Genomic DNA, 22,691 nt, shown 5'->3' on the forward strand with positions numbered 1-22,691 from the left:
CCGTTTCCGCAACGCAATCGAGGTTTTCGCGAGTCGCATGCCTGCCGAGATCCGCACGGCCCGCGCGTCTGACGTCGATGATCTCGCCGCCATCGAGAAAGCCGTTTTTTCGAGCGATCGCATTTCCCGTCGCTCCTTTCGCCTGTTCATAGAGCGCGAGACCGCCGAGACGCTGGTCGCCGAGCTCGACGGCCGCGTCGCGGGCTACGCGATCGTGCTGTTTCGCAAGGGCAGTGGGGTGGCGCGGCTCTATTCCATAGCCGTCGGCCCATTTTTCGGCGCGCTCGGCATCGGGCGCCAGCTTTTGACCGCGGCGGAGGAGGCGGCCTTCGGGCACGACCGCATGATGCTGCGTCTCGAAGTGCGCGAGGACAACGGCCGCGCCATCGGCATCTACGAGCAGGCCGGCTTCCGCAAGATTGGCCGCGAGCCTGGCTATTACGAGGACGGCGCGACCGCGCTTCGTTATGAGAAAACCCTGCGCGGCGACCTTCCGGTCGCCACAAGGGTGCCGTTCTACCAGCAGACCTGCGAGTTCACCTGCGGCCCATGCTGCCTGATGATGGCGATGGCCAATTTCGATCGCGGCTTCGTGCCCGATCCGGTGATGGAAATCCGCCTCTGGCGCGAAGCCACGACCGTCTTCATGATGTCGGGGCCGGGCGGCTGCGAACCATTCGGCCTGGCTGTCTCGGGTTATGAAAGCGGACTCGCGGCGGAGATCTTCGTTTCCTTCTACGGCGCGCTGTTCCTGCAATCGGTGCGCAGCGAGGACAAGCGCCGCGTGATGGAACTGGCCCAGGTCGACTTTCGCCGCCGCGCGGAACTTTACGGCATCCCGGTGAATTACCGCCCGTTCACCCTAGATGACATCAGAACCGCGATCGCCGCGGGAAAACTGGTGCTGGTGCTGATCAGCGGCTTCCTTATGTTCGGCAAGAAGGTGCCGCACTGGGTGCTGGCCATCGGCGACGACGGCGATCATATTCTGATCCACGACCCCTGGGTCGAGGACGAAAGGCAGGAAACCATCCTTGATGCCGCCAACATTCCCGTGCCCTACGGCATCTTCATGAACATGGCGCAGTTCGGCCGCGACGGACTGCGTGCCGCCATCACCTTGGGGAAGCGCGACACACAATGACCTGGGTCATCCTTACCGGCCGGCAGAGCGATCTCGACCAGGTGGCGACACCGCACAAGATCATCACCAATCGCGACTATCTCGCGCATCCGTCGCTGTTCCGCGGCCAGCGGCCGAAGGTCATCAACCTGTCGAACAATTACGGCTACCAGAGCCGCGGCTACTATGCCTCGCTGCTGGCGAGTTCACGCGGCCACAAGGTCATTCCGACCGTCGAGACGATGATCGACCTGTCCGAACGCAAGCTCTACGAACATGCGCTGCCGGAACTGGAACTGGCGCTCAACAAATGCCGCAAGGACCTCGGCGGCGCCTTTCCGGCCAAGGTGTGCATCTTCTTCGGTATCGGCCCGTCGAAAGTCTGGGACCGCTTCTCCAAGCTCCTTTTCGACTGGTTCCGGGCGCCGGCACTCGAGGTCCACATCAAGGACAGCGCCGAATGGGCCTCGATCCGCAAGATCGGCTTCCATCCGCTGGCGCGCATGACCGAGGATGAGGAAAAAAGCTTCATCCAGTGCCTGGAGACCTACACCAACCGCGAATGGCGCGACACCAAGGGGCGCACGCCGGCGCGCTACACCTTCGCCACGCTGGTCGATCCGCACGAGGAACTGCCGCCGTCGGAAATCTCGTCGCTGCGCTACTGGGCCAAGATCGCCGAAAAGATGGGCGTCGAAATCGAGCCCATCACCAGGAAGGACCTTGCCAAGCTCGCGAACTATGATGCACTGTTCATCCGCGAGACCACCTCGATCTCCAACCACACCTATCGTTTCGCCCGCCGCGCCCAGCAGGAAGGCATGCCCGTCATCGACGATCCGCTGTCGATGATCCGCTGCACCAACAAGGTCTATCTCAACGAGCTGATGGCCTACAACAAGGTGCCGGTGCCGCCGACCGTGATGATCGCCGGCACCTCCGACTTCGAACTGGCCGCACAGACGCTGGGCTTCCCGCTGGTGCTGAAGATCCCGGATTCGTCCTTCTCGCGCGGCGTCAAGAAATGCGAGAATCTCGAGGAACTGACACGGCTTGCGACCGAGTGGCTGGAGGATTCCGACCTTCTCATCGCGCAGAAATTCATTCCGACCGAATATGACTGGCGCGTCGGCGTGCTCGGCGGCCAGCCGCTGTTTGCCGTGCACTATCTGATGGCCAAGAAGCACTGGCAGATCGTCAATCACAAGGCCAATGGCAAGCCCGACCAGGGCGGCATCAAGACCTTCACGCTGAAAGAGACGCCGCCCCATGTCGTCGAGACGGCGGTCAAGGCGGCGCGCTGCATCGGCGACGGCCTCTACGGCGTCGACCTCAAGGAGACCAAGGACGGCGTCTTCGTCATTGAGGTCAACGACAACCCAAATCTCGACCATGGCTGGGAGGATTCCGGCGAGAAGGACGAGGTTTGGGTGCGGCTGACGCAGTGGTTCCTGGAGCGCCTCGACCGGCCGGGGCGGTAACGGTCAACCAAGGGGAAGACATGCAGTTCATCGTGATCGAGGATTTCACCGGCTGCGACCGCAAGGATATCTACCGCCGCTTCCGCGATCGGGGCCGCCTGAAGCCGGAGGAGCTTGTCGTGCACCACAGCTGGATCGCCGCGGATATGAGCCGCTGCTTCCTGCTGGTGGAGACGGACGACGTCACGCTGCTGCAGCGCTGGGTCATCGAATGGGCTGATCTGGTCGAGTTCGAGATTGTTCCGGTGGCGACGAACAAGGATCTAGTGGCGGCCTTGGGCGGGCACCTCTGACTAAAGGACGGGTCAGCGGAGCGCCGGCGAGCCCACAGCGCGCCGACATTCCTCTATCAGCCAATCGCGGAACGCCGCCACGACATCGCGCCTGGCGCTGCGCTCCGGAATGGTCAGGCAATAGGGCTGGCGCAGCGCGATCGCCCTGGCGGCGGGTCGGACCAGCCTGCCGTCCTCCACCGCTTCGGCACAATAGACCCCTTGCGCCAGTGCCACGCCCAGCCCCGAAATGGCGAGGTCGAGGGCGGCGCGCGACGAGTTGGCCGACAGGCCCCGCTGCGCCGCCCGTCCGGGCTGGGCACCTTCAGCCTCGAACCAGTTGCGCCAGGACGGAAACGAGGCGCCGGTCGGTCCCCAGTCGGTGTGGATCAGCGGCAACCCGGCGAGTGCCTCCGCCTTGATCGCGCTGGCAAGCCCCGGTGCGCAGACCGGATAGACGGCGTCCCGGGTGATGTCCTCGGTCGGGTGCTCGCGATAGTGCAGACCGTAGGAGAGCCTGATGTCGATCAGTTCACGGTCGAACGGCACCGGGTCGTCGTCGCCACGCAGCGAGATGTCGGCGGCACCGTGGCTGGCGACGAAGCCCGCCAGACGCTGGGAAAGCCAACCCATGGCCATCGAAGGCGGCACCGATACCACCAGGCGCGGGCGGAAGGCATCGCCGCCCAATTCGCGCGAGACACTGCCGATTTCCTGGAAGGCCATGGTCAACCGTGGCAGCATTTCCACGCCGGCCTCGGTGAGCACAACCTTGCGGTTGACCCGATGAAACAGCTTGCGCCCCATCTGTTCCTCGACGGTGCGGATAAGCTGGCTGACGGCGGCGGCCGAGACCGAAAGCTCGTCCGCTGCCGCTGCGAAGCTGCCCGTGCGCGCCGCGGCCTCGAAAGCCTGAAGTCCTTTGAGCGATGGAGATGTGACCATGATCGCCAGATAGATAAGATGAGCTTATCCAAATCGCAGGAATCGTCGTTTTTGGAAAGCTTTTTCACCGCCTAGAGTGGGCTTTGTCAAATCGCCAGCCTGGATCGAAACCGATGGACCATCGCGACATCATCGCGTCACTTACCCCGGAAGAGCGCGGTCGTCTGACCGCCAAGTCCAACGCTGCGGGTCTCGTTCAGCTCGGCGCCCATTGGGGGGCGATTGTGATCATTGGATCGCTGATCGCCGCGAAAGTACCATTCTGGCCACTGCTGATGCTGCCGCAAGGCATACTGATCGTCTTCCTGTTCGCGCTGCTGCATGAGACGGTTCATCGCACGGCCTTCGACACGCAGTGGCTGAACGATCTCGTGGCGCGGGTGTGCAGCCTGGCGCTGGCGCTGCCGGCCGACTGGTTCCGCTATTTCCATTTCGCCCATCACCGCTTCACCCAGGACCCCGAAAACGATCCGGAACTGGCCTTTCCCAAGCCGGAAACGCTAAGACAGTATCTCGCGCATGTTTCCGGCATCCCGCTGTGGTGGGGCCATCTCAAGACGCTCTACGCCAATGCCGTTGGCGGCAGCCAGGAAAGCTATGTGCCGCCGAAAGGCCGGCCCAAGGTGCGGGCCGAAGCGCGCGCCATGATTGCTTTCTACGCGGTCGTCCTTCTGCTTGCCGTCTATTTCCGGCTCTCCGTGCTTTTCTATGTCTGGATCATTCCCGCTCTGCTGGGGCAGCCGTTTCTGCGCCTCTATCTGCTGGCCGAGCACGGCCGCTGTCCGTTCGTGGCCAACATGCTGGAGAATACGAGAACCACGCTGACCAACTGGCTGGTGCGCAAGCTCGCCTGGAACATGCCGTTCCATGCCGAGCATCACGCCTATCCCGGCGTGCCGTTTCACCAATTGCCGCAGTTTCACGCGCTGATCGAGCGGCATCTGAAGGTGGTCGAGCCGGGCTATGTCAGCTTCCACGAGAAATATATCGAAATGCTGAATTGACCGATGCCATCAGCCGGTCTGGCTGTGTAGCGCACGCGCCTTCAACAGACGCTGGATGTCCGCTGCCTTCGACGGCACGCCGATCAGATAGCCTTGCGCCTCTTCACAGCCATTGTCGCGCAGCATGTCGAGTTGTACCTCGGTCTCGACGCCCTCGGCGGTGACGACAATACCAAGCTCGTTGCCGAGGCCGATAATGGTGCGGACGATCGCCGCCGTGTCGCGATTGCCCATATCGCGGATGAAGGAGCGGTCGATCTTGATCTTGTCGACCGGGAAACGCCTGAGATAGCCGAGCGAGGAATAGCCGGTGCCGAAATCATCCAGCGCGATGCGGATGCCGAGATCGCGCAACTGCCGCAGCGTCTTCAGCACGGCCTTGCTCTCGTCCATCAGCACGGTTTCGGTGATTTCCAGCTCCAGCTGTCCGGCCGGCACCCCGGAAAAGGCCAGGGCCGAGATGACGCTGCGGGCAAACCCGCCGCTTTTGAGCTGCACGGCCGAGACATTGACCGCGATGCGCAGGCCGGGAGGCCAGCTGGCCGCCGCTGCGCAGGCCTTCCTCAGCGCCCACTCGCCGAGCGGCACGATCAGTCCGGTCTCTTCGGCGACGGGAATGAACGCGTCTGGCGCGACCGTGCCGCGCGTCGGGGAATGCCAGCGCATCAAGGCCTCCGCGCCGATGATCTCGCCGGAGGCGATGTTCATGATGGGCTGGAAATCGAGATCGAACTCCTGGCGCGGCAGCGCCGCGTCGAGGTCGACCTCGAGCGCCCGCCGGGCCTGCACGATGGCATCCATCGCGGGCTCGAAGAAGCGATAGAGGTTTCTCCCTTCGCTCTTGGCCCGATAGAGCGCCGTATCGGCGTTTTTCAGCAGCGTATCGGCGTCCTTGCCATCTTCAGGGAAAACGGCGATGCCGAGGCTGATGCCGATATGCATATCCCGGCTCTTGTCGCGAAACGGTTTTGCGATGGCCTCGACGATGCGCTTCGCCAGTTTTTCAGCATCGGCGATGCCCCTCGAGTTGAACTGCATGACGACGAACTCGTCGCCGCCGAAGCGGGCGACCACGTCTGTTTCATTGCGCAGGCAACGCTGCAGCCTCTCGGCGACGCTTTTCAGGAGCCAGTCGCCGGCGGGATGTCCCCAGGTGTCGTTGATCGCCTTGAAGCGGTCGAGATCGAGCGAGAAGATCGCCAACGGCGGTGCCGCCGCATCCTCCAGCGCCACGTCGAGCCGTTCGCGGAACATCGAGCGATTGGGCAGTCCGGTCAGCGTGTCGTGATGCGCAAGATGGATCATGCGCTCTTCGGTGCGTCGACGTTCGGTGACGTCGTCGAAGGTCACCACCCAGCCGCCGCCACTCATCGGCTGACGCGTGACCAGGATCGTCCTGCCGTCGGTTAGATAACGATAGGCCTCGTGCATTTTTGCCGCTTTCAGGCAGGCTTCGGTTTTGGCGACTTCGCTGTCGACGTCGATCTTCTGGTAGATGCCGAGCTCCAGCAGTTTTTCGAGCGCGTCGCGATGCGTCGTCCCAAGCGGAAAGTCCGCCGCGGTGGCGTTGTAGAGCTCTAGAAAACGCCGGTTGCGTACGATCATCTTGCCGTCGGCGTCGTACATCAGCAGGCCTTGCGACATGTTGGCGAGTGCCGCGTCGAAACGGCGATGCTGCTCCTTGAGATCCTGCTCGGCGCGCCGCTGTTCGGTGATGTCCTCGTAGATCGAGACCCAACCGCCGAGGGCCAGCGGGCGGTGCGAGATGTTGATGATGCGACCGTCCGACAGCGTTTCTTCGTAGGTCGAGGGTTTCGCCTGGTCGATATAGGGTTTGCGGATGGCATAGAGCTCGTCGGCGCTTTGCGAGGCGATGCCGATGTCGACACTGTGCCGCAGGATGTCGATGAAGCGGATGCCCGGTCGTACCAGCTTGGCGTCGAGGCAGAAGATGTCGATGTAGTTGCCGTTGCAGATGATCATGCGTTCGTCGGCATCGAACATGCACAAACCGTGCGACATGTTCTCGACAGCGGCGGAAAAGCGCTCGTTCTGTTCGCGCAACTCGTCTTCCATGTGGCGAGAGCGCTCCACGCCTTCGGCTGCCCGCTCCGGGACGATCGAACCATCCTTGACATCCACGACGGGCATGAGGCGCGCCTGCGGTGCGTGATCGAACACCACACTGTTGCCGTTTCCGGTTAATTTAGCGTTCTCTACCCTACCGCCGATGTCGCAACTGGATGCCGCGACTTTTCAAGCGCCGAAAACCGCTTCAGGAAGGCATCCTGCGCCCAGGTCACCGAGCGTGGTGTGAAATCGAAGCGCTCGGCGGAGAAACCGCGCGGACGGCCGAAGAATTCGGTCGCTTCGGCGGTCGAGAAGCCCGCAAGCAGCGTTGCCTCGAAATAGGCGGCGATCTGGTCGGCGCGCTTGATGTCCCTGCGCACCGCCGCGGCCGGTTCGGGAGGCAGCGAGAAGCGCTGATGGATGGCGCGCTGCAGGCGCAATTCGCAGTCCTTGTAGCTGCCGCCCATCACCGACTTGAACGGCGAGATCATGTCACCGATGACATATTCAGGTGCGTCGTGCAGCAGCGCGGCGAGCCGGTCGGTGGCAGAAGCCTGAGGCACCAGATTATTGAACAGGGCTTCGACCAGCAGCGAGTGCTGGGCGACCGAAAACGCATGCTCGCCGCTGGTCTGGCCGTTCCAGCGGGCGACGCGGGCGAGCCCATGGGCAATGTCGGAAATCTCGATGTCGAGCGGCGAGGGGTCGAGCAGGTCGAGCCGGCGGCCGGACAGCATGCGCTGCCAGGCGCGTGGCGGCGCCCCGGTGCGGTCCGCCGCCATCAGGCTTCCTCCGCGCTGACGGTTTCCTGCGGAAAACTGAATTTGGCCCAGGTGGGAATGGCCATCGTCACCGGCACATCGCCAGCCAGGATCGGCTGGCCGGCGTCGAGCGCCGCCTTGACCCTGTCGATGCGGGCAATGGCAAGCCCGATGTCGCCGGCGCTCGAGCCGAGCGTGCCGACCGGCCGGCCCTCGACGGTGAGTTCCGTGCCGGAGGCGGGCAGGGCAAGCCCAGCTTGCACGATCAGCACACGTCGCCTGGCGGTGCCGCGATGCTGCATGCGCGAGACCACTTCCTGGCCGACATAGCAGCCTTTCTTGAAGCCGACGCCGCCGGTCTGGTCGAGCAGCACGTCATGCGGGAAGGCGTCGCCCAACGCATAATCGGCACCGCTCTCCGCGATGCCATGGGCGATGCGGAAGGCCTGCCATGCAGCGATGTCGCCGGCGTCCGCAATGCCGGCATAGGTGCGTGTGACGCTTTCCTTGGCAAAGCGCTTGTCGGCAAACGCGGTTGAATCATTTTCTGAGGCGATTGACTCCTTTCCCCACGCAACTGCGACAAGGGACTGTTCCGACTTGGCAATCTCGACCTTGGCGCGAAGCTTGTAGAGCATCAGCCGGCGAATGAAATCGTCTAAAATGTCGGCCCGGCATTCCAACCGGAAGGCGTTTTCGCCGGCACGCGAGATCAGGAAGTCGAACAGGATCTTGCCTTGCGGCGTCAACAGCGCGCCCGGCTTGGCTTCGCCGGCGCCGAGCGTATCGAGATCGGTGGTCAGGATGTTTTGCAGAAAGTGCTCGGCATCCGGGCCGGAGACTGAGATGAGCGCGCGGTCTTTCAGCAGGGCAAAGGGCATGGGGAGGATAAAAGCCTGATCTTGCAAAACGGTTGGCCATTACGTAAGCCGCAGACACTCCCCCCGCAAGAGAGCATGGCCATGACCTACGACCTCATCCTGACAGGCGGCACAGTGGTCAACCATGATGGCGAGGGGGCACGTGATATCGGCGTGAAGAATGGACGCATCGCCACAATAGGCGATCTCCGCCAGGCCTCGGCCGGCGAGACGATCGACTGTGGCGGCCTGCATATCCTGCCGGGCGTCATCGACAGCCAGGTGCATTTTCGCGAGCCTGGACTGGAGCACAAGGAAGATCTGGAAACCGGCTCGCGGGCGGCGGTGCTTGGCGGCGTCACCGCGGTGTTCGAGATGCCCAACACCAACCCGTTGACCACCAGCGAGGCAACGCTGGCCGACAAGGTGCGGCGTGGCAGCAGGCGCATGCATTGCGACTTCGCGTTCTGGGTCGGCGGTACCCGCGACAACGCCAGGGATGTCGGCGAGCTCGAGCGGCTGCCGGGCGCCGCGGGCATAAAGGTTTTCATGGGTTCGTCCACCGGCGACCTGCTGGTCGAGGATGACGAAGGCGTCGCCTCGATCCTGCGGAACACCCGCCGCCGTGCCGCCTTTCATTCGGAGGATGAGTTCCGCCTGCGCGAGCGCCTTGGCGAACGCATCGAGGGTGAGCCGTCATCGCATCCGGTCTGGCGCGACGAGATCGCCGCCTTGCGCTGCACCGAACGGCTGGTGCGCATCGCGCGCGACGTTCGTGCCCGCATCCATGTCCTGCACATCTCGACCGCCGAGGAGATCTCATTCCTCGAACGGCACAAGGACGTCGCGACCTGCGAAGCGACGCCACACCATCTGACGCTGAGCGCCGACGACTATCTCAGGCTCGGCACGCTGATCCAGATGAACCCGCCGGTGCGTGCCTCCCGCCACCGCGACGGCGTCTGGCACGGCATCGCGCAAGGCATCGTCGACGTGCTCGGCTCCGATCACGCACCGCACACGCTGGCCGAAAAGGCAAAACCCTATCCGGCCTCGCCCTCGGGCATGACCGGTGTGCAGACGCTGGTGCCGATCATGCTCGACCACGTCAACGCAGGCCGGCTGACCTTGCAGCGCTTCGTCGATCTCTCCAGCCACGGCCCGCAGCGCATTTTCGGCATGGCCAGAAAAGGCCGCATAGCGGCCGGCTACGACGCCGACTTCACGGTTGTCGATATGAAGCGGCGCGAGACCATCACCAATGCGCAGGCCGGTTCGAAGGCGGGCTGGACGCCTTATGACGGCAAGGAAGTCACCGGCTGGCCGGTCGGCACCGTCATTCGCGGCCGCCGCGTCATGTGGGAAGGCGAAATCGTGACGCCCGGGCAGGGCACGGCGGTGGAGTTTTCCGAGGCCCTTGTCGTCTGAGCTTCCTTTCCCCTTTGATCAGGGGCAAGCCCTTAGTCTCCGGCGACGAAAAATGTCCACTGGCCCGCAGGCGTGATGCCGACGCGATAGAAAATATAGGCGCCGAACTGCTTCATATCGTCGAAATCGCCGGCGGTGACGATCTTGAACAGTTCGACCCGCTGCTTGGCGTCGAGCTTGTCCAGCGGCAGCGCGAAGAAATACGGCCAGACATAGAGTTCCTGCGCTGTTCCGGCGTCGACATGGACATAGCCGGCGCTGAGCACTTCCTCCAGTATGGCCAGGATCTCCTGGCCGTCAGGGTCGCCGGACAGGCCCTTGAGGAAGGCGATGGCGTCGCCGTCGATGTCAGCCAGCGACAGCTGGGTCATACTGTCGCCCTTGCCGATCAGGGGCCGCAGCTTTTCAATGTCGCCGCTCTTGCAGGCCTCGATGATCAGATCATGCATGCGCCGCACGGGCTCGGGCAGCTTGCTAAGGTCGTAGACGACCTCGGGCAAGGGTGCTTCGGGATCGACACGCGGCCTGTTGGTGCCGCCATCCGCTGGACTGTCGGGCTCCGCCGCGTCCGGAGCGGCCGGCTGCTGGCCGGTCGAAGGCGGCGTTCCCACCGGGTCGGGCATGGGAATCGCGCCGCCGGGCGACGAAACGTCGTCATCCGCTGACGGTGTGACAGGCGAGGGAAGTTCTTCGCGTTGGATCTCGCTCAGCGCATGGGCCGGGCTGCTTGCCAGGCACGTCACAAAGGCAATCGCGGCACAGCACGCGGCGAGACGGATGTAGAGGACCAAGCCCTTAGGCCGGCCTGACATCGGAAAATTCACTGCCCGTATCTCCTTGGCCCCGGGCATGATGCCCAAACGGCACTCGATCGTCAAAGAACCGGATGTCGGTTCAGTGCCGCAGCCGCTCGGGTTCGAAGGCGCCAGCAATCACCTTTTCACGCATGCGGTCGAGCAGGGCAAGGGCCGATGTCTCGCCGTTGGCGCGCAGCATTTCACCAAACGCGGTCTCAAGCGCCGCCTCGGCAATGATCTCGGGCTCGATGCCGGCCGAAAGGCCCTCGGCCCAGGCTTCGCTGTGGCTTTCCACCGCCGTCAGGCGCTTTTCTTCCCTGACCAGCGCGTCGATGTCGTTGACACCATGTTCCATAAGCGATGTCCACCCTTTCAAGCTGCGATCCCTCAGTGCGGATCAGGCTTGATCTGTTCCGTTTACACGCAGCCTTAAGTAAGTATCTGTAAATACGACATTTTTTTGATCGTCTTTTACAGCAGACGGCTGTGTTTGGCGAAGCTGCGTTTCAACCCGGATCAAACTTAGCCGATTAGGCCGGCCTGCGGGGTGAAAACCTTCAGTTTGAGTTAATTTCGCATTCTTGCGGTAACGTTTGATTAACGTTGTTGCAGAAGTGCAACATCAGGATTGCACCAAGACACAGATCGCTACAAGCCGGATTTGTCTGATAGGACCAGCGACAGCGCGGATATCTGTTGATGGCCGCCTAATTGCCGTAGCGCGAGGCGATGTCGCGCGACAGCGTCTCGCCTTCCTTCATGTAACGGCTGATGGCTTCCGTGGCTGAAGCCGTGCACTGCGTATAGGTGCCGCCGAAGGAACGATAGCCGCGATTGAAGCTGGCGATGAAGCGGGCGCGACGCTCCGGATCCGGATTTTCCGATTCGAGCAGTTTTTCCATTTGGCCACGCCACTGGTCGCCCTTCTCGCCGCACAGATTGCGCAGGAAATGCAGCGACCCCAGCACCTCCGCCAGCCGCATCAGTCCCGGCTCGAACGGTGACTCGGCGCTGAACGCCGGCCGCGCAGCCGCGGCCGTACTGACGGCAAGGCACAAAGCGACAAGGAAAGGAGCGCGGCTCATAAGTCTATGTGGCCAAACAATTTGTCGCCTGCAAGGCGTTTCCGGCGCGGCGGTTAGGGAATTCAGCGGCTTTCGGGGGAACCAGCTGGTCGGCCAAGCAGATCCTCCGCCACCGCGAACACCGAGCCGGCAAGCGGCAGCGCCGCCATCTCGCGGAGCGTGTAGAAGGCTGCTGTCTCGGCATCGTCGCTGGCCACGGCCTCGCCGCCGGCATAGGCGGCACCAAAGACCGTGAGGCGGTAATCGACAGGGTGGGAATCGTCCCTGCCGTCGATATGGATTTCCCGAAGCGGGCGAAAACCGGTGGCACGCAAGCCGGTCTCTTCCAGCAGCTCGCGCCTGACAGCATCCTCCAGCGTCTCGCCGGCCTCGACCTTGCCGCCAGGAAAGGCGTAGAGACCCTGTGAAGGTTGCCGTGCCCGCTTGACCAACAGCACGGTGTCGCCGCGCACCACGGCTACCGAGACCGCCGGCAGTATCTTTCGTGTATCGTTCATGGCTCCCACCGTTCGGCCGCCGCAGCCCGCTGTGGACGGCCGCCGCCGGACAGCTTTAGCGGTTGCAGTGCGGCTGTTCCATTGTCACTTTCCGGCGGCGCCATTCGAAGGCAGGAGCAATCGATCATGTGCGGACGTTTCGCCTTGACCGCCACACCGGATCAGACCGCTGCCTTTCTCGGCCTGGCGGAGCTGGAGGATTTCCCGGCCCGCTACAACATCGCGCCGACGCAACCGGTGCTGATGGCGACCGCCGCTGCGCCGCGGGCACCGGGTTCCAATTTGCCCGATCGGCAACCGATGCTAGTGCGCTGGGGGCTCATTCCCACCTGGGTCAAGGACACAAGGGAGTTTCCGCTGCTGTTCAACGCGCGCTCGGAAGGCGCAATCGAAAAGGCCTCCTTCAAGGCCGCCATGCGCCATCGCCGCACGCTGGTGCCGGCGTCAGGCTTCTACGAATGGCGGCAGAGCGGGGGCAAGAAGGGGCAACCCTACTGGATCCGGCCCAGGCAAAGCGGCCTGGTCGCCTTTGCCGGCCTGATGGAGACCTATGCCGAGCCCGGCGGTTCGGAAATGGACACCGGCGCCATCCTGACGGTCAACGCCAATGCCGCCATCGCCCACATCCACGATCGAATGCCTGTGGTCATCGATCCGGGGGATTTCGCCCGCTGGCTGGATTGCCGCACGTTGGAGCCGCGCGATGTCGCCGACCTGCTGCGGCCGGCGCAACCGGATTTCTTCGAAGCTATCCCCGTCTCCGACCTCGTCAACAAGGTCGCCAACACCGGCCCGGAGATTCAGCAGAGGGGCGAGGTCGGGCCGGAGCCCGAGAAGACCAGGCGCCAGAAGCCCGACGCGGACGACAGTCAGATGACGTTGTTCTAGCTGAAGTTTCTGTCTGGAGGCTTATACGCCTCATGCCCGGCGCCTTTGGCGCCGGCCGCACTCTGCTTCAGGCAGCGCGGGGCGATATGATCTTCGGCGCCGGCTTCTTTTTCTTCGCGGTGTGAAGAAGGGCGGCGACGATCGCGGCCGGGCCGATGGCGCGATAGTGGCTGGCCAGCGCCGGTTGCTTGGCGCGGGTGGCTTCCTGCTTGCTTCGAGGCATGTTTCTCTTCCCAGGTAACGTTTTCGTGTTCGCGTCTGACCGTCGAATCCGACCAAATCGTGACGTTTGGTGATCTAGCCGGCCAATGTTTCATGACTGTGCCGACATGTTTAATAAAATGTTTCACTGCCTGATTCCGTGTGATCGAGCGACGCGTTTGCCAATCTTTACGGCGTTTTTCTTGGCAGCAGCGACTTGACGGCAACACTGACCAAGGCGATAAAGCCGCCCATGAAAACGTCCTTCGCCATTTGTGGCATTTGCATTATTGGCTAGCCTCGCGCTGGTCCGGACGTTTTCGCCTCATCTTTCCCCAGAGTGGACAAACGCCCCGGCCAGCAGGCTGGAGTCCGATTTGCGCCTCGGCGCGGGACCGGCTCCATCCAGATAAAAAGTTCTGAACCGGGAAGGCATGGAATGTCCGACGCATCGCAGGGCCTGCGCCTCTACAACACGCTGACGCGCACGAAAGAGAATTTCGTTCCGATCGATGCGCTCAATGTGCGCATGTATGTCTGCGGCCCGACCGTCTACGACTTCGCCCATATCGGCAATGCCAGGCCGGTTATCGTCTTCGACGTGCTGTTTCGGCTGCTGCGCCATCTCTATGGGCAGGCGCATGTCACCTATGTGCGCAACATCACCGACGTCGACGACAAGATCAACGCGCGTGCGCTGCGCGATTTCGGTGGCGAGATATCGGCCGGAAAGCTGTCGCTCAACGAAGCGATCCGGCGGGTGACCGAAAAGACCGCCGACCAGTTCCACAGGGATGTCGCCACACTCGGCTGCCTTGAGCCGACGGTCGAGCCGCGCGCTACCGAATTCGTCGAGCCCCGCGCCGACGGCAAGGCCGACATGATCACCTTGATTCAAAGCCTGATCCAACGCGGCCATGCCTATGTCGCGGCGGGCGAAGTTCTGTTCGACACCGCGTCGATGCCGGACTACGGCCAATTGTCGAAGCGCAATCTCGACGAACAGCAGGCCGGCGCCCGCGTCGCCGTCGATGCGCACAAGAAGAACCCTGGCGATTTCGTGCTGTGGAAGCTGTCATCGCCGGAAGAGCCGGGCTGGCAGAGCCCGTGGGGCAGGGGCCGGCCGGGCTGGCACATCGAATGCTCGGCGATGTCGGCAGCCTATCTCGGCGAGGTGTTCGACATCCATGGCGGCGGCCTCGACCTCATCTTCCCGCATCATGAGAACGAGATCGCCCAGTCGCGCTGCGCCCACGGCACATCAGTCATGGCCAATGTCTGGATGCACAACGGCTTCCTGCAGGTCGAAGGGCAGAAGATGTCGAAGAGCCTCGGCAATTTTTACTCGATCCACGAACTGCTGGAGACCGAGACCTTCGGCGGCCGCAACTGGCCGGGCGAGGTGCTGCGGCTGGCGATGCTGATGACGCACTACCGCGAGCCGATCGACTTTTCCGTGCGCAAGCTGGAGGAGGCGGAGAACACGCTGCGCAAGTGGAAACGCGCCGCCGATCTGGCGTCTGCGGCAGGGCGGTTGCCGGTGGAGGTCATCAATGCCTTGTCGGACGATCTCGCCACCTATGCTGCCTTCCAGGTCCTGACACAGTTGGCCGGCGAGGCCGCGGAAGGCAACGAAGCCGCCGCCGCGCTGAAGGCGTCACTGCTGTTCCTTGGCTTCGATGTTGCCTCGGCAAAGGTCGACCAAGACAAGATCGCCAAGGCAATCGCCAATCGCCTCGCTCTCATCGCCGCCAAGAACTGGGCCGAAGCCGACCGCATCCGCGACGAGCTTTTGGCGCAAGGCGTACAGTTGAAGGACGGCAAGGATCCCGCCACAGGCGAGCGCATCACCACTTGGGAGGTAAAGAGATGATCGACCATCTCGGCATCGACGTTGCAGATTTCGACGCTTCGAAGGCTTTCTATGACAAGGCGATGGCGCCGCTTGGTGCTTCCCTGCTCTATATGGTGCCGCTGGAATACACCGGCGGCGAAAAGATCGGAGGCTATGGCCGTGATCGGCCGGTGTTCTGGTTGCAGGAAGGCAAGCAGGGGCAAAAGGCCCATCAGCATGTCGCTTTCACCGCGCGCAGCCGCGCCGAGGTCGATGCCTTCCATGCCGCGGCCCTTGCCGCCGGCGGCAAGGACAATGGCGCGCCGGGCCTGCGCCCGAACTATCATCCGAACTATTATGGCGCGTTCGTCTTCGATCCCGACGGCAACAATGTCGAGGCCGTCTGCCATGATCCGGAGTGAGCCATGAGCCTTGACAACCGACCGGTCTACACAGGCGGCTGCCAATGCGGGGCGGTGCGCTTCCGCGTCGAAGGCGCGCTTGGCGATGCCTCGATCTGCCACTGCCGGATGTGCCAGAAGGCGAGCGGCAATTTCTACCTGCCGTTGGTCTCGGTGCGCGGCGCCAGGGTTGACTGGACACGCGGCGAGCCCAAGCGCTTCCGTTCCTCCAATGCCGCCCGGCGCGGCTTCTGCGCCGAATGCGGCACGCCGCTGACCTTCGAGGCGCCCGACGGCATGGCGCTGGCGATCGCCGCTTTCGACGATCCGGCTGGTATCGCACCGACCATCCAGTGGGGTACGGAGGCAAAACTGCCTTATGTCGACACTATTCCGCAACTGCCGGGCGAGGACACGATGGCGGACATGGGTTCGGCTCCCTATCTCGCCGAGCTTGTGTCCTACCAGCATCCCGACCACGACACCGACCAATGGCCGCCGGAGGAAAGACCATGATCGAAACTGTCCGAACCGGCGGTTGCCAGTGCGGCGCCGTGCGCTTCCGCATCAAGGGCGCGCTCGGGCGCTCGTCCATCTGCCATTGCCGCATGTGCCAGAAACAGTTCGGCTCGTTCTTCGGTGCGCTGGTGACGGCACCCAGGGACGGTGTCGAATGGACGCGTGAGGAACCAAGCTATTTCCAGTCTTCGGTCAACATCGATCGCGGTTTTTGCGCCCGCTGCGGCACACCGTTGACCTACCGCCAGCCCGGCGGGCTCGAGATCGCGATCGGCGCCTTCGACGATCGCTCGGATCTGGCGCCGCAAATTCAGGTCAACTATGCGGCGAGGCTGCCCTGGGTGGAAAAAATCTTCGAGGCGCCGGTCCATGACGATCCCGACTTTTATGCAAGGCAGGAGCAGATCATCTCCTTCCAGCACCCCGATCGCGAAACGGCCAACTGGCCGCAACAGGGCCTGAAACTATGAGCTTGCGTACCCTCTACCCGGAGATCGAACCGTTCGACAGCGGCATGCTCGATGTCGGCGATGGCCATCAGGTCTACTGGGAGCGTTCCGGCACCAAGGGCGCCAAACCGGCCGTGTTCCTGCATGGCGGGCCGGGCGGCACAATCTCGCCCAAACACCGGCGGCTGTTCGACCCAAAACTTTACGACGTCATCCTGTTCGATCAGCGCGGCTGCGGAAAATCGACGCCGAACGCCTCGCTGGAGGCCAACACGACCTGGCATCTCGTCGCCGACATCGAGCGCCTGCGCGAAATGGCCGGCTTCGACACATGGCTGGTGTTCGGCGGCTCCTGGGGCTCGACGCTGGCGCTCGCCTATGCCGAGACGCACCCCGATCGCGTCAGCGAGCTGGTTGTGCGCGGCATCTACACGCTGACCCGCGCCGAGCTCGAATGGTACTATCAGTTCGGCGTCTCCGAGATGTTTCCCGACAAGTGGGAGCGTTTCGTGGCGCCGATCCCCGAGGTCGAGCGCGGTGACATGATGGCCGCCTACCGCAAGCGGCTGGTCGGCTCGGACCGCAAGGCGCAGCTGGAAGCAGCCCGCGCGTGGAGCCTGTGGGAAGGCGAAACCATCACGCTGCTGCCGGAACCGGAAACCAGCGGCAAGTTTGGCGAGGACGACTATGCCGTCGCCTTCGCTCGCATCGAGAACCATTATTTCGTCCATGCCGGCTGGCTCGACGAGGGGCAGCTTCTGCGCGATGCCTGGAAGCTCATGGATATCCCCGGTACCATCGTCCATGGCCGCTACGACATGCCGTGTCCGGCACGCTATGCCTGGGCCCTGCACAAGGCCTGGCCGAAAGCCGATTTCCATCTGATCGAGGGCGCCGGCCATGCTTATTCGGAGCCCGGCATCCTCGACCGGCTGATCCGTGCGACGGACCAATTTGCAGGCAAATGACCATGACCCGCGAACGCCTCTATCTCTTCGACACCACATTGCGCGATGGCCAGCAGACGCCGGGCATCGACTTTTCCGTCGAGGACAAGATCGCGATTGCAAAACTGCTCGACGATTTCGGCATGGACTATGTCGAGGGCGGCTATCCCGGCGCCAATCCGACCGACACGGCGTTCTTCCAGCAGAAACGCACGGCACGCGCCAAATTCGTCGCCTTCGGCATGACCAAGCGGGCAGGGGTCTCGGCCTCGAATGATCCCGGCCTTGCGGCGCTTGTGCAGTCGAAATCCGACGCCATCTGCTTCGTCGCCAAGAGCTGGGACTATCACGTCCGCGTCGCGCTCGGCTGCACCAATGAAGAGAATCTGGAGTCGATCAAGACTTCGGTCGAAACCGCTGTCACCTCGGGCAAGGAGGCGATGGTCGATTGCGAGCACTTTTTCGACGGCTTCAAGGCCAATCCGGACTATGCGCTGGCCTGCGCCAGGACGGCATACGACGCCGGCGCGCGCTGGGTGGTGTTGTGCGACACCAATGGCGGCACGCAGCCATCGGAAGCGCGCACCATCGTCGCCAAGGTCATTGCATCAGGCATTCCCGGCGATCATCTTGGTATCCACGCCCATGACGACACGGGCCAGGCGGTTGCGAATTCCCTGGCCGCGGTCGAGGCCGGCGTGCGCCAGATCCAGGGCACGCTGAACGGCATAGGCGAGCGCTGCGGCAACGCCAACCTGATCACGATCGTGCCGACACTGGCGCTGAAGCCGGCATTCGCGGATCGCTTCGAGACCGGCATTTCGGCCGAGGCGCTGACCGGCATTTCGCGTCTGTCGCGCGCATTCGATGAATTGCTGAACCGAGCGCCGGAAGCGCAGGCGCCCTATGTCGGCGCCTCGGCTTTCGCCACCAAGGCCGGCATCCATGCCTCCGCACTGGCCAAGGAGCCGGCGACCTATGAGCATGTGCCGCCGGAATCCGTCGGCAACCGCCGTCGCGTCATGGTCTCGGACCAGGGCGGCAAGGCCAATTTCCTCGCCGAACTGAAGCGGCGCGGCATCGAGGTGCCCAGGGACGATCACCGGCTCGATGCGCTGATCGCGGTCGTCAAGGAGCGCGAGGCCGAGGGCTATGCCTATGAGGGCGCCGATGCGTCCTTCGAGCTGCTCGCCCGCAAGATGCTGCACGGCTTGCCGGAATTCTTCAACGTCACCTCGTTCCGCTGCATGGTCGAGCGCCGCTTCGACGCCAATGGCCAGCTGAAGACGGTGTCCGAAGCGATCGTGAAAGTGCTGGTCGACGGCGAGGAAAAAATGTCGGTGGCGGAAGGGCACGGCCCGGTCAACGCGCTCGACATCGCGCTGCGCAAGGATCTCGGCAAATACCAGAGCGAGATCGTCGATCTCGAGCTCGCCGACTTCAAGGTGCGTATCCTCAATGGCGGCACCGAGGCCATCACCCGCGTCCTGATCGAATCGCATGACGGCACCGGTGCGCGCTGGTGGACGGTCGGGGTTTCCGAAAACATCATCGACGCCTCTTTCCAGGCGCTGATGGATTCGATCATCTACAAGCTGATGAAGAACCGTGAGATGGCCGGGCTTGTTGCCGCCGAATAAGGTTGAACCATCAGCGAAAGTCCATTGATCCATCAGAACTTTGCGATGGTCTTGCCAAGGTTACTGGGCCATAGCGTTGGGCCATGGTCACTGAAGCAATTACCCTGGACGCGGAATCAAAGGCCCGCCGCGGCTTTCTGCTGGCGCTGGGCGCCTATCTCTTGTGGGGGATGCTACCTTTCTACATGAAGGCCGTGGCGCACCTGCCGCTTGCCGAGGTGATCGCCCACCGCATCGTCTGGTCCGTGCCGATCGCCGCGGCGGTCCTGGTCTGGGCCGGCCGTACGGCGGACTTCAAGGCGGCAATTCGGTCGCCCCGCACCATTGCCATGGCGGCGCTGACGGCGGCGTTGATTTCGGTCAACTGGGGCATCTATGTCTGGGCGATCGCGGTCGACCGCACCGTCGAGACCGCGCTTGGCTATTACATCAACCCGCTGGTCAGCGTCGTCGTCGGTGCGCTGCTGCTTGGCGAGCGGCTCGACCGTCTGCAGATCGCGGCGGTGGTGCTGGCGACGGTCGCCGTCACGGTGCTGACAATCGAAGGCGGCAAGCTGCCCTGGGTGTCGCTGGCGCTGGCGTTTTCCTTCGCCGCCTACGGCTTCTTCCGCAAGACGCTGCCGATCGGGCCAAGCCAGGGCTTTCTGCTCGAAGTGCTTTTGCTGTCCGTGCCGGCTCTCGGCTATATCGTCTACCTGATCGCGACGGGACAGGACCACATCGTGTCGAGCACCGGCACCGACACGGCATTGCTGATGGGCTGCGGTCCGGTCACGTCGGTGCCGCTGCTTTTGTTTGCGTTCGGCGCCAAGCTTTTGCGCCTCTCGACCATCGGCATCATGCAATACATCGCGCCGACCATGGTTTTCCTGATCGCGGTTCTGATCTTCGACGAGCCGTTCGGCACGGCACAAGCCATTGCCTTTGCCCTGATCTGGATGGCGCTGGCGATGTATTCCTGGTCGATGCTGGTCACGGCGCGACGGGCGGCGGCTACATCTGTCCGAGCCGTCTGACGAACAGGTACGTCACGCCGGCGATCAGCAGCGAAACCGCCGTCACCACCCAGAAGCCCATCGGCGTGTCGACCAGGGGCAAACCGCCGACATTCATGCCGAACAGGCCTGAGATGATGGTCATCGGCAACAGCACCGCTGTCATGACGGAGAGAATGTAGAGAAGCTGGTTCGACTGCATGGTCAGTTTCGCCATCAGCTCGTCCTGCAACAACCTTGTGCGTGCCTGCAACTGCTCGCCGTCATTATAGAGGGTGAGGGCCCGGTGCGAGAGTCTGGCCGCCATCTCATTGATCAGATCAGGCAGCTCGTCGCGATGCGAATGGTCGAGATGCCGGAACAGGTTGGTGAGCGTCGCCATCTGGCGGTGGATCACCACCAGTTGCCGGCGCGCCTCGACCAGCGCCTGGCGTTCATTGTGCCATGCATCGCGCACGACGCGATCCTCTATGCCGTCGAGCGCATCGCCAAGCTTGCCGAGCTCGCCCGACATGCCGTCGAGCGACTGGCCCATGACCGCCTCGATCAGGTCCGATGGCGAGCGGAATTTCCGCGATCCGTTCTCCACCGCCTTGCGGACGGCGTCGACCGACTCCAGCGGCTGTTTGCGGGCGCCGATCAACATCGTGTCGTTGAAGGCGAAGCGGAAATGGACGAGCCCGCGCGCCTCCGAGAAGTCATGCTTGAGGTCCGGCAGATCGCCATAGAGCCAGCCATCCTCATAATCGATGTGGCAGCCATGGCTGGGGGCGAGGAATGCGTCGCGCGCCGGGGCCGGCAGGGCCAACTCGGCTCCGATTTCCTGGCGTGCGTGGAGGTCGGTGATCTGGTAGCTGCGCCAAGTCCAGTGGGCTTGCGCCGGATCCTTGGTGCGCACGCCTTCAGCGGTGAAATGGTAGATGAAGAACAGCCCGTGTTCATCAGGCAAATAAGGCGAAAGATCGGTGCCTTCGGCGGGGAGGGCGATGTTCACTGTCGCTTCTCCAGATGGTCCAAGCAACGAACCGCGCAAGCGGCTCACTGCAAGGTCTTAGCATGCGGGAAGCCGGTTTCGTGTGACAGTTTCTTGACATCCGCCGATCTCGGTGTGTCGAGCAGGAGCGCGGTAACGGCGCCTTCACCGCCACCGCATCGCGATCGGGGTAACTCAGCGCTTCGGCCCAAACCCGGGGTAGGGGTTAAGCGGCACGATGGCGGCGATCTCCATCATGCCGGCCTTGATCAGCGGCAAGTTGGCGAGGTGGCCGCGCACTTCGGCGTCGTCGGCCGCCTCGAACATCATGCCGCTGCCGGGGATGTCGCCACGGTTCCAGACCTGGCGCACCGCGCCTTCGGCGTAGAGCGTGCGGCGCTGCTCGGCCTCGCCGGGCAGAAGCGGCGCAAAGTCGGCGTCGCCAAACTTTGCGGTGTTACGGGCGAGAAGGGCAAAGAACTGCATGTCGGTCTCCTTCGGTTGGGATGACCGACTATTCCTTTGACTAGTCAGACTGTCCAAGACTGACTAGGATAAAGTTGAGACCTTTGAGGTCGTAAAGCTCGGAGAAAAAGTGTTCGACCTGCGCCGGCTCCGCTACTTCATCACCGTCGCCGAAACCGGCAATGTCGGTCGCGCCGCCGAAATCCTGCACATCTCGCAATCGCCACTCAGCAGGCAGATCATACAGCTCGAGGAGCAACTGGGCGTCACTCTGTTCGAACGGGCAAAGCAGCGGGTTCATCTCAATGCGGAGGGCCGCGCCTTCCTGACCGAGGCCCGCGCTCTGATTGCCAATGCGCGGCGCGTGGAGGAGTTCGGCCGCAGCCTCGCCAGCGGCGCGGTCGGCCGTCTCGCCATCGGCTATGTCGAGGGCGCCGTGCATGCAGGCCTGGTCGCTGGCATGCTCAGGCAATTCCGCCGCGAGCGACCGCAATTGCATCTCAGCCTGATGAGCCTGCGCTCTGCCGCGCAGTTGGAAGGTCTGCGCCGGCGTACGCTCGATCTCGGCCTGATCTATTCGCCGCCGTCGGCCGACTATCCCGAAATTGCCTCGATGCTGGTCCGCCGCGAGCCGCTGGTGCTGGCGATACCCGATGGCGATGCGCTTACGGCTGTCGCCGACATCGGCCCGCATCATCTCGACGGCCGCCCGTGGATCACCGTGGTGCGCCAGCCCGCCGACACCAACCGCGGTCAGTTCCTGGCCGCTTGCATCGAGGCTGGCTTCGTACCCGACATCGCCTATGAAACCGCCGATCCCTTGACCTCACTCGGCTTGGTCAGCGCGGGGCTGGGCCTGGCGACGGTGCAGGAAAGCCTGCGAAGCGCCGCGCCGCCGGGAATAGTCTTCCGCGACCTGCCCTGGTTCAAGCGCAGCGTGGCGATTTATCTCGCCTGGCGCCGGCAGGACGAGCGCGCGGTGATTGGGGATTTGCGGAAGGCAGTAGGCAGTAGGCGGTAGGCGGTAGGCAGGCCCAATTTCCCACTGCCTATTCC

Annotated in this window: 25 protein-coding genes; 14 read left to right on the forward strand and 11 right to left on the reverse strand. The window is 63.2% G+C overall.

The window, feature by feature from the left end; translation table 11 throughout:
• Positions 1-37: 37 nt before the first annotated feature.
• From FJV80_RS02835 to FJV80_RS02845, 3 genes are read left to right on the forward strand one after another with little or no spacing between them, the layout of a single operon-like run.
• Positions 38-1,144, forward strand: coding sequence for a peptidase C39 family protein (locus tag FJV80_RS02835; RefSeq protein WP_142875486.1), 1,107 nt, complete (start codon positions 38-40; stop codon positions 1,142-1,144).
• Entirely contained in the window at positions 1,141-2,604 is a 1,464-nt protein-coding gene (locus tag FJV80_RS02840) for a RimK family protein (protein WP_095770720.1), read from the forward strand. The genes FJV80_RS02835 and FJV80_RS02840 overlap by 4 nt, the downstream gene beginning before the upstream one ends.
• Before the next feature lie 20 nt (positions 2,605-2,624).
• Positions 2,625-2,897, forward strand: coding sequence for a DUF3303 family protein (locus FJV80_RS02845; RefSeq protein ID WP_095791413.1), 273 nt, complete (start codon positions 2,625-2,627; stop codon positions 2,895-2,897).
• A gap of 12 nt (positions 2,898-2,909) precedes the next feature.
• Here FJV80_RS02845 and FJV80_RS02850 read toward each other — a convergent pair whose 3' ends face one another.
• The gene (locus FJV80_RS02850; RefSeq protein ID WP_142875487.1) at positions 2,910-3,821 is read right to left on the reverse strand and encodes a LysR substrate-binding domain-containing protein; all 912 of its coding nucleotides are present in this window, start codon (positions 3,819-3,821) and stop codon (positions 2,910-2,912) included.
• A gap of 113 nt (positions 3,822-3,934) precedes the next feature.
• Between FJV80_RS02850 and FJV80_RS02855 the strand changes: the two genes are divergently transcribed.
• A complete protein-coding gene (locus FJV80_RS02855; protein ID WP_142875488.1) occupies positions 3,935-4,825 on the forward strand; it encodes a fatty acid desaturase family protein in 891 nt (296 codons plus the stop codon).
• Positions 4,826-4,834: 9 nt separating this feature from the next.
• Here the strand turns inward: FJV80_RS02855 and FJV80_RS02860 are convergent, their stop codons facing one another.
• The 3 genes from FJV80_RS02860 to FJV80_RS02870 all read right to left on the reverse strand — a co-directional run bounded on the left by FJV80_RS02860 (position 4,835) and on the right by FJV80_RS02870 (position 8,537).
• Positions 4,835-6,976, reverse strand: coding sequence for an EAL domain-containing protein (locus FJV80_RS02860; protein WP_095791458.1), 2,142 nt, complete (start codon positions 6,974-6,976; stop codon positions 4,835-4,837).
• 65 nt (positions 6,977-7,041) lie between these two features.
• Positions 7,042-7,677, reverse strand: a complete 636-nt coding sequence (locus tag FJV80_RS02865; protein ID WP_095770716.1) for an HD family hydrolase — start codon at positions 7,675-7,677, stop codon at positions 7,042-7,044.
• Positions 7,677-8,537 carry a folate-binding protein YgfZ gene (locus tag FJV80_RS02870; RefSeq protein WP_142875489.1) on the reverse strand — a complete coding sequence of 287 codons (861 nt, stop codon included), beginning with the start codon at positions 8,535-8,537 and terminating at the stop codon, positions 7,677-7,679. Before FJV80_RS02870 ends, FJV80_RS02865 begins: the two co-directional genes overlap by 1 nt.
• A gap of 75 nt (positions 8,538-8,612) precedes the next feature.
• On the opposite strand from FJV80_RS02870, the gene FJV80_RS02875 reads away from it, so the two are divergent.
• Entirely contained in the window at positions 8,613-9,944 is a 1,332-nt protein-coding gene (locus tag FJV80_RS02875) for a dihydroorotase (protein WP_179300981.1), read from the forward strand.
• Positions 9,945-9,976: 32 nt separating this feature from the next.
• Here the strand turns inward: FJV80_RS02875 and FJV80_RS02880 are convergent, their stop codons facing one another.
• The 4 genes from FJV80_RS02880 to FJV80_RS02895 all read right to left on the reverse strand — a co-directional run bounded on the left by FJV80_RS02880 (position 9,977) and on the right by FJV80_RS02895 (position 12,323).
• Complete coding sequence (locus FJV80_RS02880; RefSeq protein WP_185973413.1) at positions 9,977-10,768, reverse strand: hypothetical protein; 792 nt, start codon at positions 10,766-10,768, stop codon at positions 9,977-9,979.
• A gap of 70 nt (positions 10,769-10,838) precedes the next feature.
• Positions 10,839-11,096, reverse strand: coding sequence for a hypothetical protein (locus tag FJV80_RS02885; RefSeq protein ID WP_008874920.1), 258 nt, complete (start codon positions 11,094-11,096; stop codon positions 10,839-10,841).
• Positions 11,097-11,448: 352 nt separating this feature from the next.
• The gene (locus tag FJV80_RS02890) at positions 11,449-11,826 is read right to left on the reverse strand and encodes a TIGR02301 family protein (protein ID WP_142875490.1); all 378 of its coding nucleotides are present in this window, start codon (positions 11,824-11,826) and stop codon (positions 11,449-11,451) included.
• 62 nt (positions 11,827-11,888) lie between these two features.
• A complete protein-coding gene (locus FJV80_RS02895; protein ID WP_095791417.1) occupies positions 11,889-12,323 on the reverse strand; it encodes an NUDIX hydrolase in 435 nt (144 codons plus the stop codon).
• Between the two features lie 126 nt (positions 12,324-12,449).
• Here FJV80_RS02895 and FJV80_RS02900 point away from each other — a divergent pair, with 126 nt between their 5' ends.
• Positions 12,450-13,211 (forward strand): SOS response-associated peptidase, encoded by a 762-nt coding sequence (locus FJV80_RS02900; protein WP_142875491.1) that lies wholly within the window; start codon positions 12,450-12,452, stop codon positions 13,209-13,211.
• A 67-nt stretch (positions 13,212-13,278) separates the two neighbouring features.
• On the opposite strand, the gene FJV80_RS02905 is transcribed toward FJV80_RS02900, so the two are convergent.
• Positions 13,279-13,434, reverse strand: a complete 156-nt coding sequence (locus FJV80_RS02905) for a hypothetical protein (protein WP_095770711.1) — start codon at positions 13,432-13,434, stop codon at positions 13,279-13,281.
• 417 nt (positions 13,435-13,851) lie between these two features.
• Here FJV80_RS02905 and cysS point away from each other — a divergent pair, with 417 nt between their 5' ends.
• From cysS to rarD, 7 genes are all read left to right on the forward strand, one after another.
• Positions 13,852-15,285: a cysteine--tRNA ligase gene (gene cysS, locus FJV80_RS02910; protein WP_142875492.1), complete on the forward strand. Its 1,434-nt coding sequence runs from the start codon at positions 13,852-13,854 to the stop codon at positions 15,283-15,285.
• Positions 15,282-15,668 carry a VOC family protein gene (locus FJV80_RS02915; RefSeq protein WP_142875493.1) on the forward strand — a complete coding sequence of 129 codons (387 nt, stop codon included), beginning with the start codon at positions 15,282-15,284 and terminating at the stop codon, positions 15,666-15,668. Before cysS ends, FJV80_RS02915 begins: the two co-directional genes overlap by 4 nt.
• Before the next feature lie 3 nt (positions 15,669-15,671).
• Positions 15,672-16,163 (forward strand): GFA family protein, encoded by a 492-nt coding sequence (locus FJV80_RS02920; RefSeq protein WP_095770708.1) that lies wholly within the window; start codon positions 15,672-15,674, stop codon positions 16,161-16,163.
• Entirely contained in the window at positions 16,160-16,636 is a 477-nt protein-coding gene (locus tag FJV80_RS02925; RefSeq protein WP_142875494.1) for a GFA family protein, read from the forward strand. Before FJV80_RS02920 ends, FJV80_RS02925 begins: the two co-directional genes overlap by 4 nt.
• Positions 16,633-17,583 carry a prolyl aminopeptidase gene (pip, locus tag FJV80_RS02930; RefSeq protein ID WP_142875495.1) on the forward strand — a complete coding sequence of 317 codons (951 nt, stop codon included), beginning with the start codon at positions 16,633-16,635 and terminating at the stop codon, positions 17,581-17,583. Before FJV80_RS02925 ends, pip begins: the two co-directional genes overlap by 4 nt.
• The gene (gene cimA / locus FJV80_RS02935) at positions 17,580-19,202 is read left to right on the forward strand and encodes a citramalate synthase (protein ID WP_179295752.1); all 1,623 of its coding nucleotides are present in this window, start codon (positions 17,580-17,582) and stop codon (positions 19,200-19,202) included. Before pip ends, cimA begins: the two co-directional genes overlap by 4 nt.
• An 83-nt stretch (positions 19,203-19,285) precedes the next feature.
• Positions 19,286-20,218, forward strand: coding sequence for an EamA family transporter RarD (gene rarD / locus FJV80_RS02940; protein WP_142875496.1), 933 nt, complete (start codon positions 19,286-19,288; stop codon positions 20,216-20,218).
• On the opposite strand, the gene FJV80_RS02945 is transcribed toward rarD, so the two are convergent.
• The gene (locus FJV80_RS02945) at positions 20,196-21,191 is read right to left on the reverse strand and encodes a transporter (RefSeq protein ID WP_142875497.1); all 996 of its coding nucleotides are present in this window, start codon (positions 21,189-21,191) and stop codon (positions 20,196-20,198) included. The two genes, rarD and FJV80_RS02945, sit on opposite strands and share 23 nt — an antisense overlap.
• Positions 21,192-21,365: 174 nt before the next feature.
• A complete protein-coding gene (locus FJV80_RS02950) occupies positions 21,366-21,656 on the reverse strand; it encodes a muconolactone Delta-isomerase family protein (RefSeq protein ID WP_142875498.1) in 291 nt (96 codons plus the stop codon).
• Positions 21,657-21,765: 109 nt separating this feature from the next.
• Between FJV80_RS02950 and FJV80_RS02955 the strand changes: the two genes are divergently transcribed.
• Complete coding sequence (locus FJV80_RS02955; protein ID WP_142875499.1) at positions 21,766-22,656, forward strand: LysR substrate-binding domain-containing protein; 891 nt, start codon at positions 21,766-21,768, stop codon at positions 22,654-22,656.
• The last annotated feature ends 35 nt before the right edge of the window (positions 22,657-22,691 follow it).

This window comes from Mesorhizobium sp. WSM4310 (assembly GCF_007003935.1).
Taxonomy (GTDB): Bacteria; Pseudomonadota; Alphaproteobacteria; order Rhizobiales; family Rhizobiaceae; genus Mesorhizobium.

What these genes read in the sequence shown, in the direction of transcription:
- FJV80_RS02915 (WP_142875493.1), top strand. Translation starts at nt 15,282, where the DNA reads ATGATCGACCATCTCGGCATCGACGTTGCAGATTTCGACGCTTCGAAG.
- FJV80_RS02865 (WP_095770716.1), bottom strand. Translation starts at nt 7,677, where the DNA reads ATGGCGGCGGACCGCACCGGGGCGCCGCCACGCGCCTGGCAGCGCATG.
- FJV80_RS02860 (WP_095791458.1), bottom strand. Translation starts at nt 6,976, where the DNA reads ATGCCCGTCGTGGATGTCAAGGATGGTTCGATCGTCCCGGAGCGGGCA.
- FJV80_RS02925 (WP_142875494.1), top strand. Translation starts at nt 16,160, where the DNA reads ATGATCGAAACTGTCCGAACCGGCGGTTGCCAGTGCGGCGCCGTGCGC.
- FJV80_RS02920 (WP_095770708.1), top strand. Translation starts at nt 15,672, where the DNA reads ATGAGCCTTGACAACCGACCGGTCTACACAGGCGGCTGCCAATGCGGG.
- FJV80_RS02950 (WP_142875498.1), bottom strand. Translation starts at nt 21,656, where the DNA reads ATGCAGTTCTTTGCCCTTCTCGCCCGTAACACCGCAAAGTTTGGCGAC.
- FJV80_RS02845 (WP_095791413.1), top strand. Translation starts at nt 2,625, where the DNA reads ATGCAGTTCATCGTGATCGAGGATTTCACCGGCTGCGACCGCAAGGAT.
- FJV80_RS02885 (WP_008874920.1), bottom strand. Translation starts at nt 11,096, where the DNA reads ATGGAACATGGTGTCAACGACATCGACGCGCTGGTCAGGGAAGAAAAG.
- FJV80_RS02895 (WP_095791417.1), bottom strand. Translation starts at nt 12,323, where the DNA reads ATGAACGATACACGAAAGATACTGCCGGCGGTCTCGGTAGCCGTGGTG.
- FJV80_RS02870 (WP_142875489.1), bottom strand. Translation starts at nt 8,537, where the DNA reads ATGCCCTTTGCCCTGCTGAAAGACCGCGCGCTCATCTCAGTCTCCGGC.
- FJV80_RS02890 (WP_142875490.1), bottom strand. Translation starts at nt 11,826, where the DNA reads ATGAGCCGCGCTCCTTTCCTTGTCGCTTTGTGCCTTGCCGTCAGTACG.
- FJV80_RS02905 (WP_095770711.1), bottom strand. Translation starts at nt 13,434, where the DNA reads ATGCCTCGAAGCAAGCAGGAAGCCACCCGCGCCAAGCAACCGGCGCTG.
- FJV80_RS02900 (WP_142875491.1), top strand. Translation starts at nt 12,450, where the DNA reads ATGTGCGGACGTTTCGCCTTGACCGCCACACCGGATCAGACCGCTGCC.
- pip (WP_142875495.1), top strand. Translation starts at nt 16,633, where the DNA reads ATGAGCTTGCGTACCCTCTACCCGGAGATCGAACCGTTCGACAGCGGC.
- FJV80_RS02835 (WP_142875486.1), top strand. Translation starts at nt 38, where the DNA reads ATGCCTGCCGAGATCCGCACGGCCCGCGCGTCTGACGTCGATGATCTC.
- rarD (WP_142875496.1), top strand. Translation starts at nt 19,286, where the DNA reads ATGGTCACTGAAGCAATTACCCTGGACGCGGAATCAAAGGCCCGCCGC.
- FJV80_RS02855 (WP_142875488.1), top strand. Translation starts at nt 3,935, where the DNA reads ATGGACCATCGCGACATCATCGCGTCACTTACCCCGGAAGAGCGCGGT.
- FJV80_RS02850 (WP_142875487.1), bottom strand. Translation starts at nt 3,821, where the DNA reads ATGGTCACATCTCCATCGCTCAAAGGACTTCAGGCTTTCGAGGCCGCG.
- cysS (WP_142875492.1), top strand. Translation starts at nt 13,852, where the DNA reads ATGTCCGACGCATCGCAGGGCCTGCGCCTCTACAACACGCTGACGCGC.
- cimA (WP_179295752.1), top strand. Translation starts at nt 17,580, where the DNA reads ATGACCATGACCCGCGAACGCCTCTATCTCTTCGACACCACATTGCGC.
- FJV80_RS02875 (WP_179300981.1), top strand. Translation starts at nt 8,613, where the DNA reads ATGGCCATGACCTACGACCTCATCCTGACAGGCGGCACAGTGGTCAAC.
- FJV80_RS02840 (WP_095770720.1), top strand. Translation starts at nt 1,141, where the DNA reads ATGACCTGGGTCATCCTTACCGGCCGGCAGAGCGATCTCGACCAGGTG.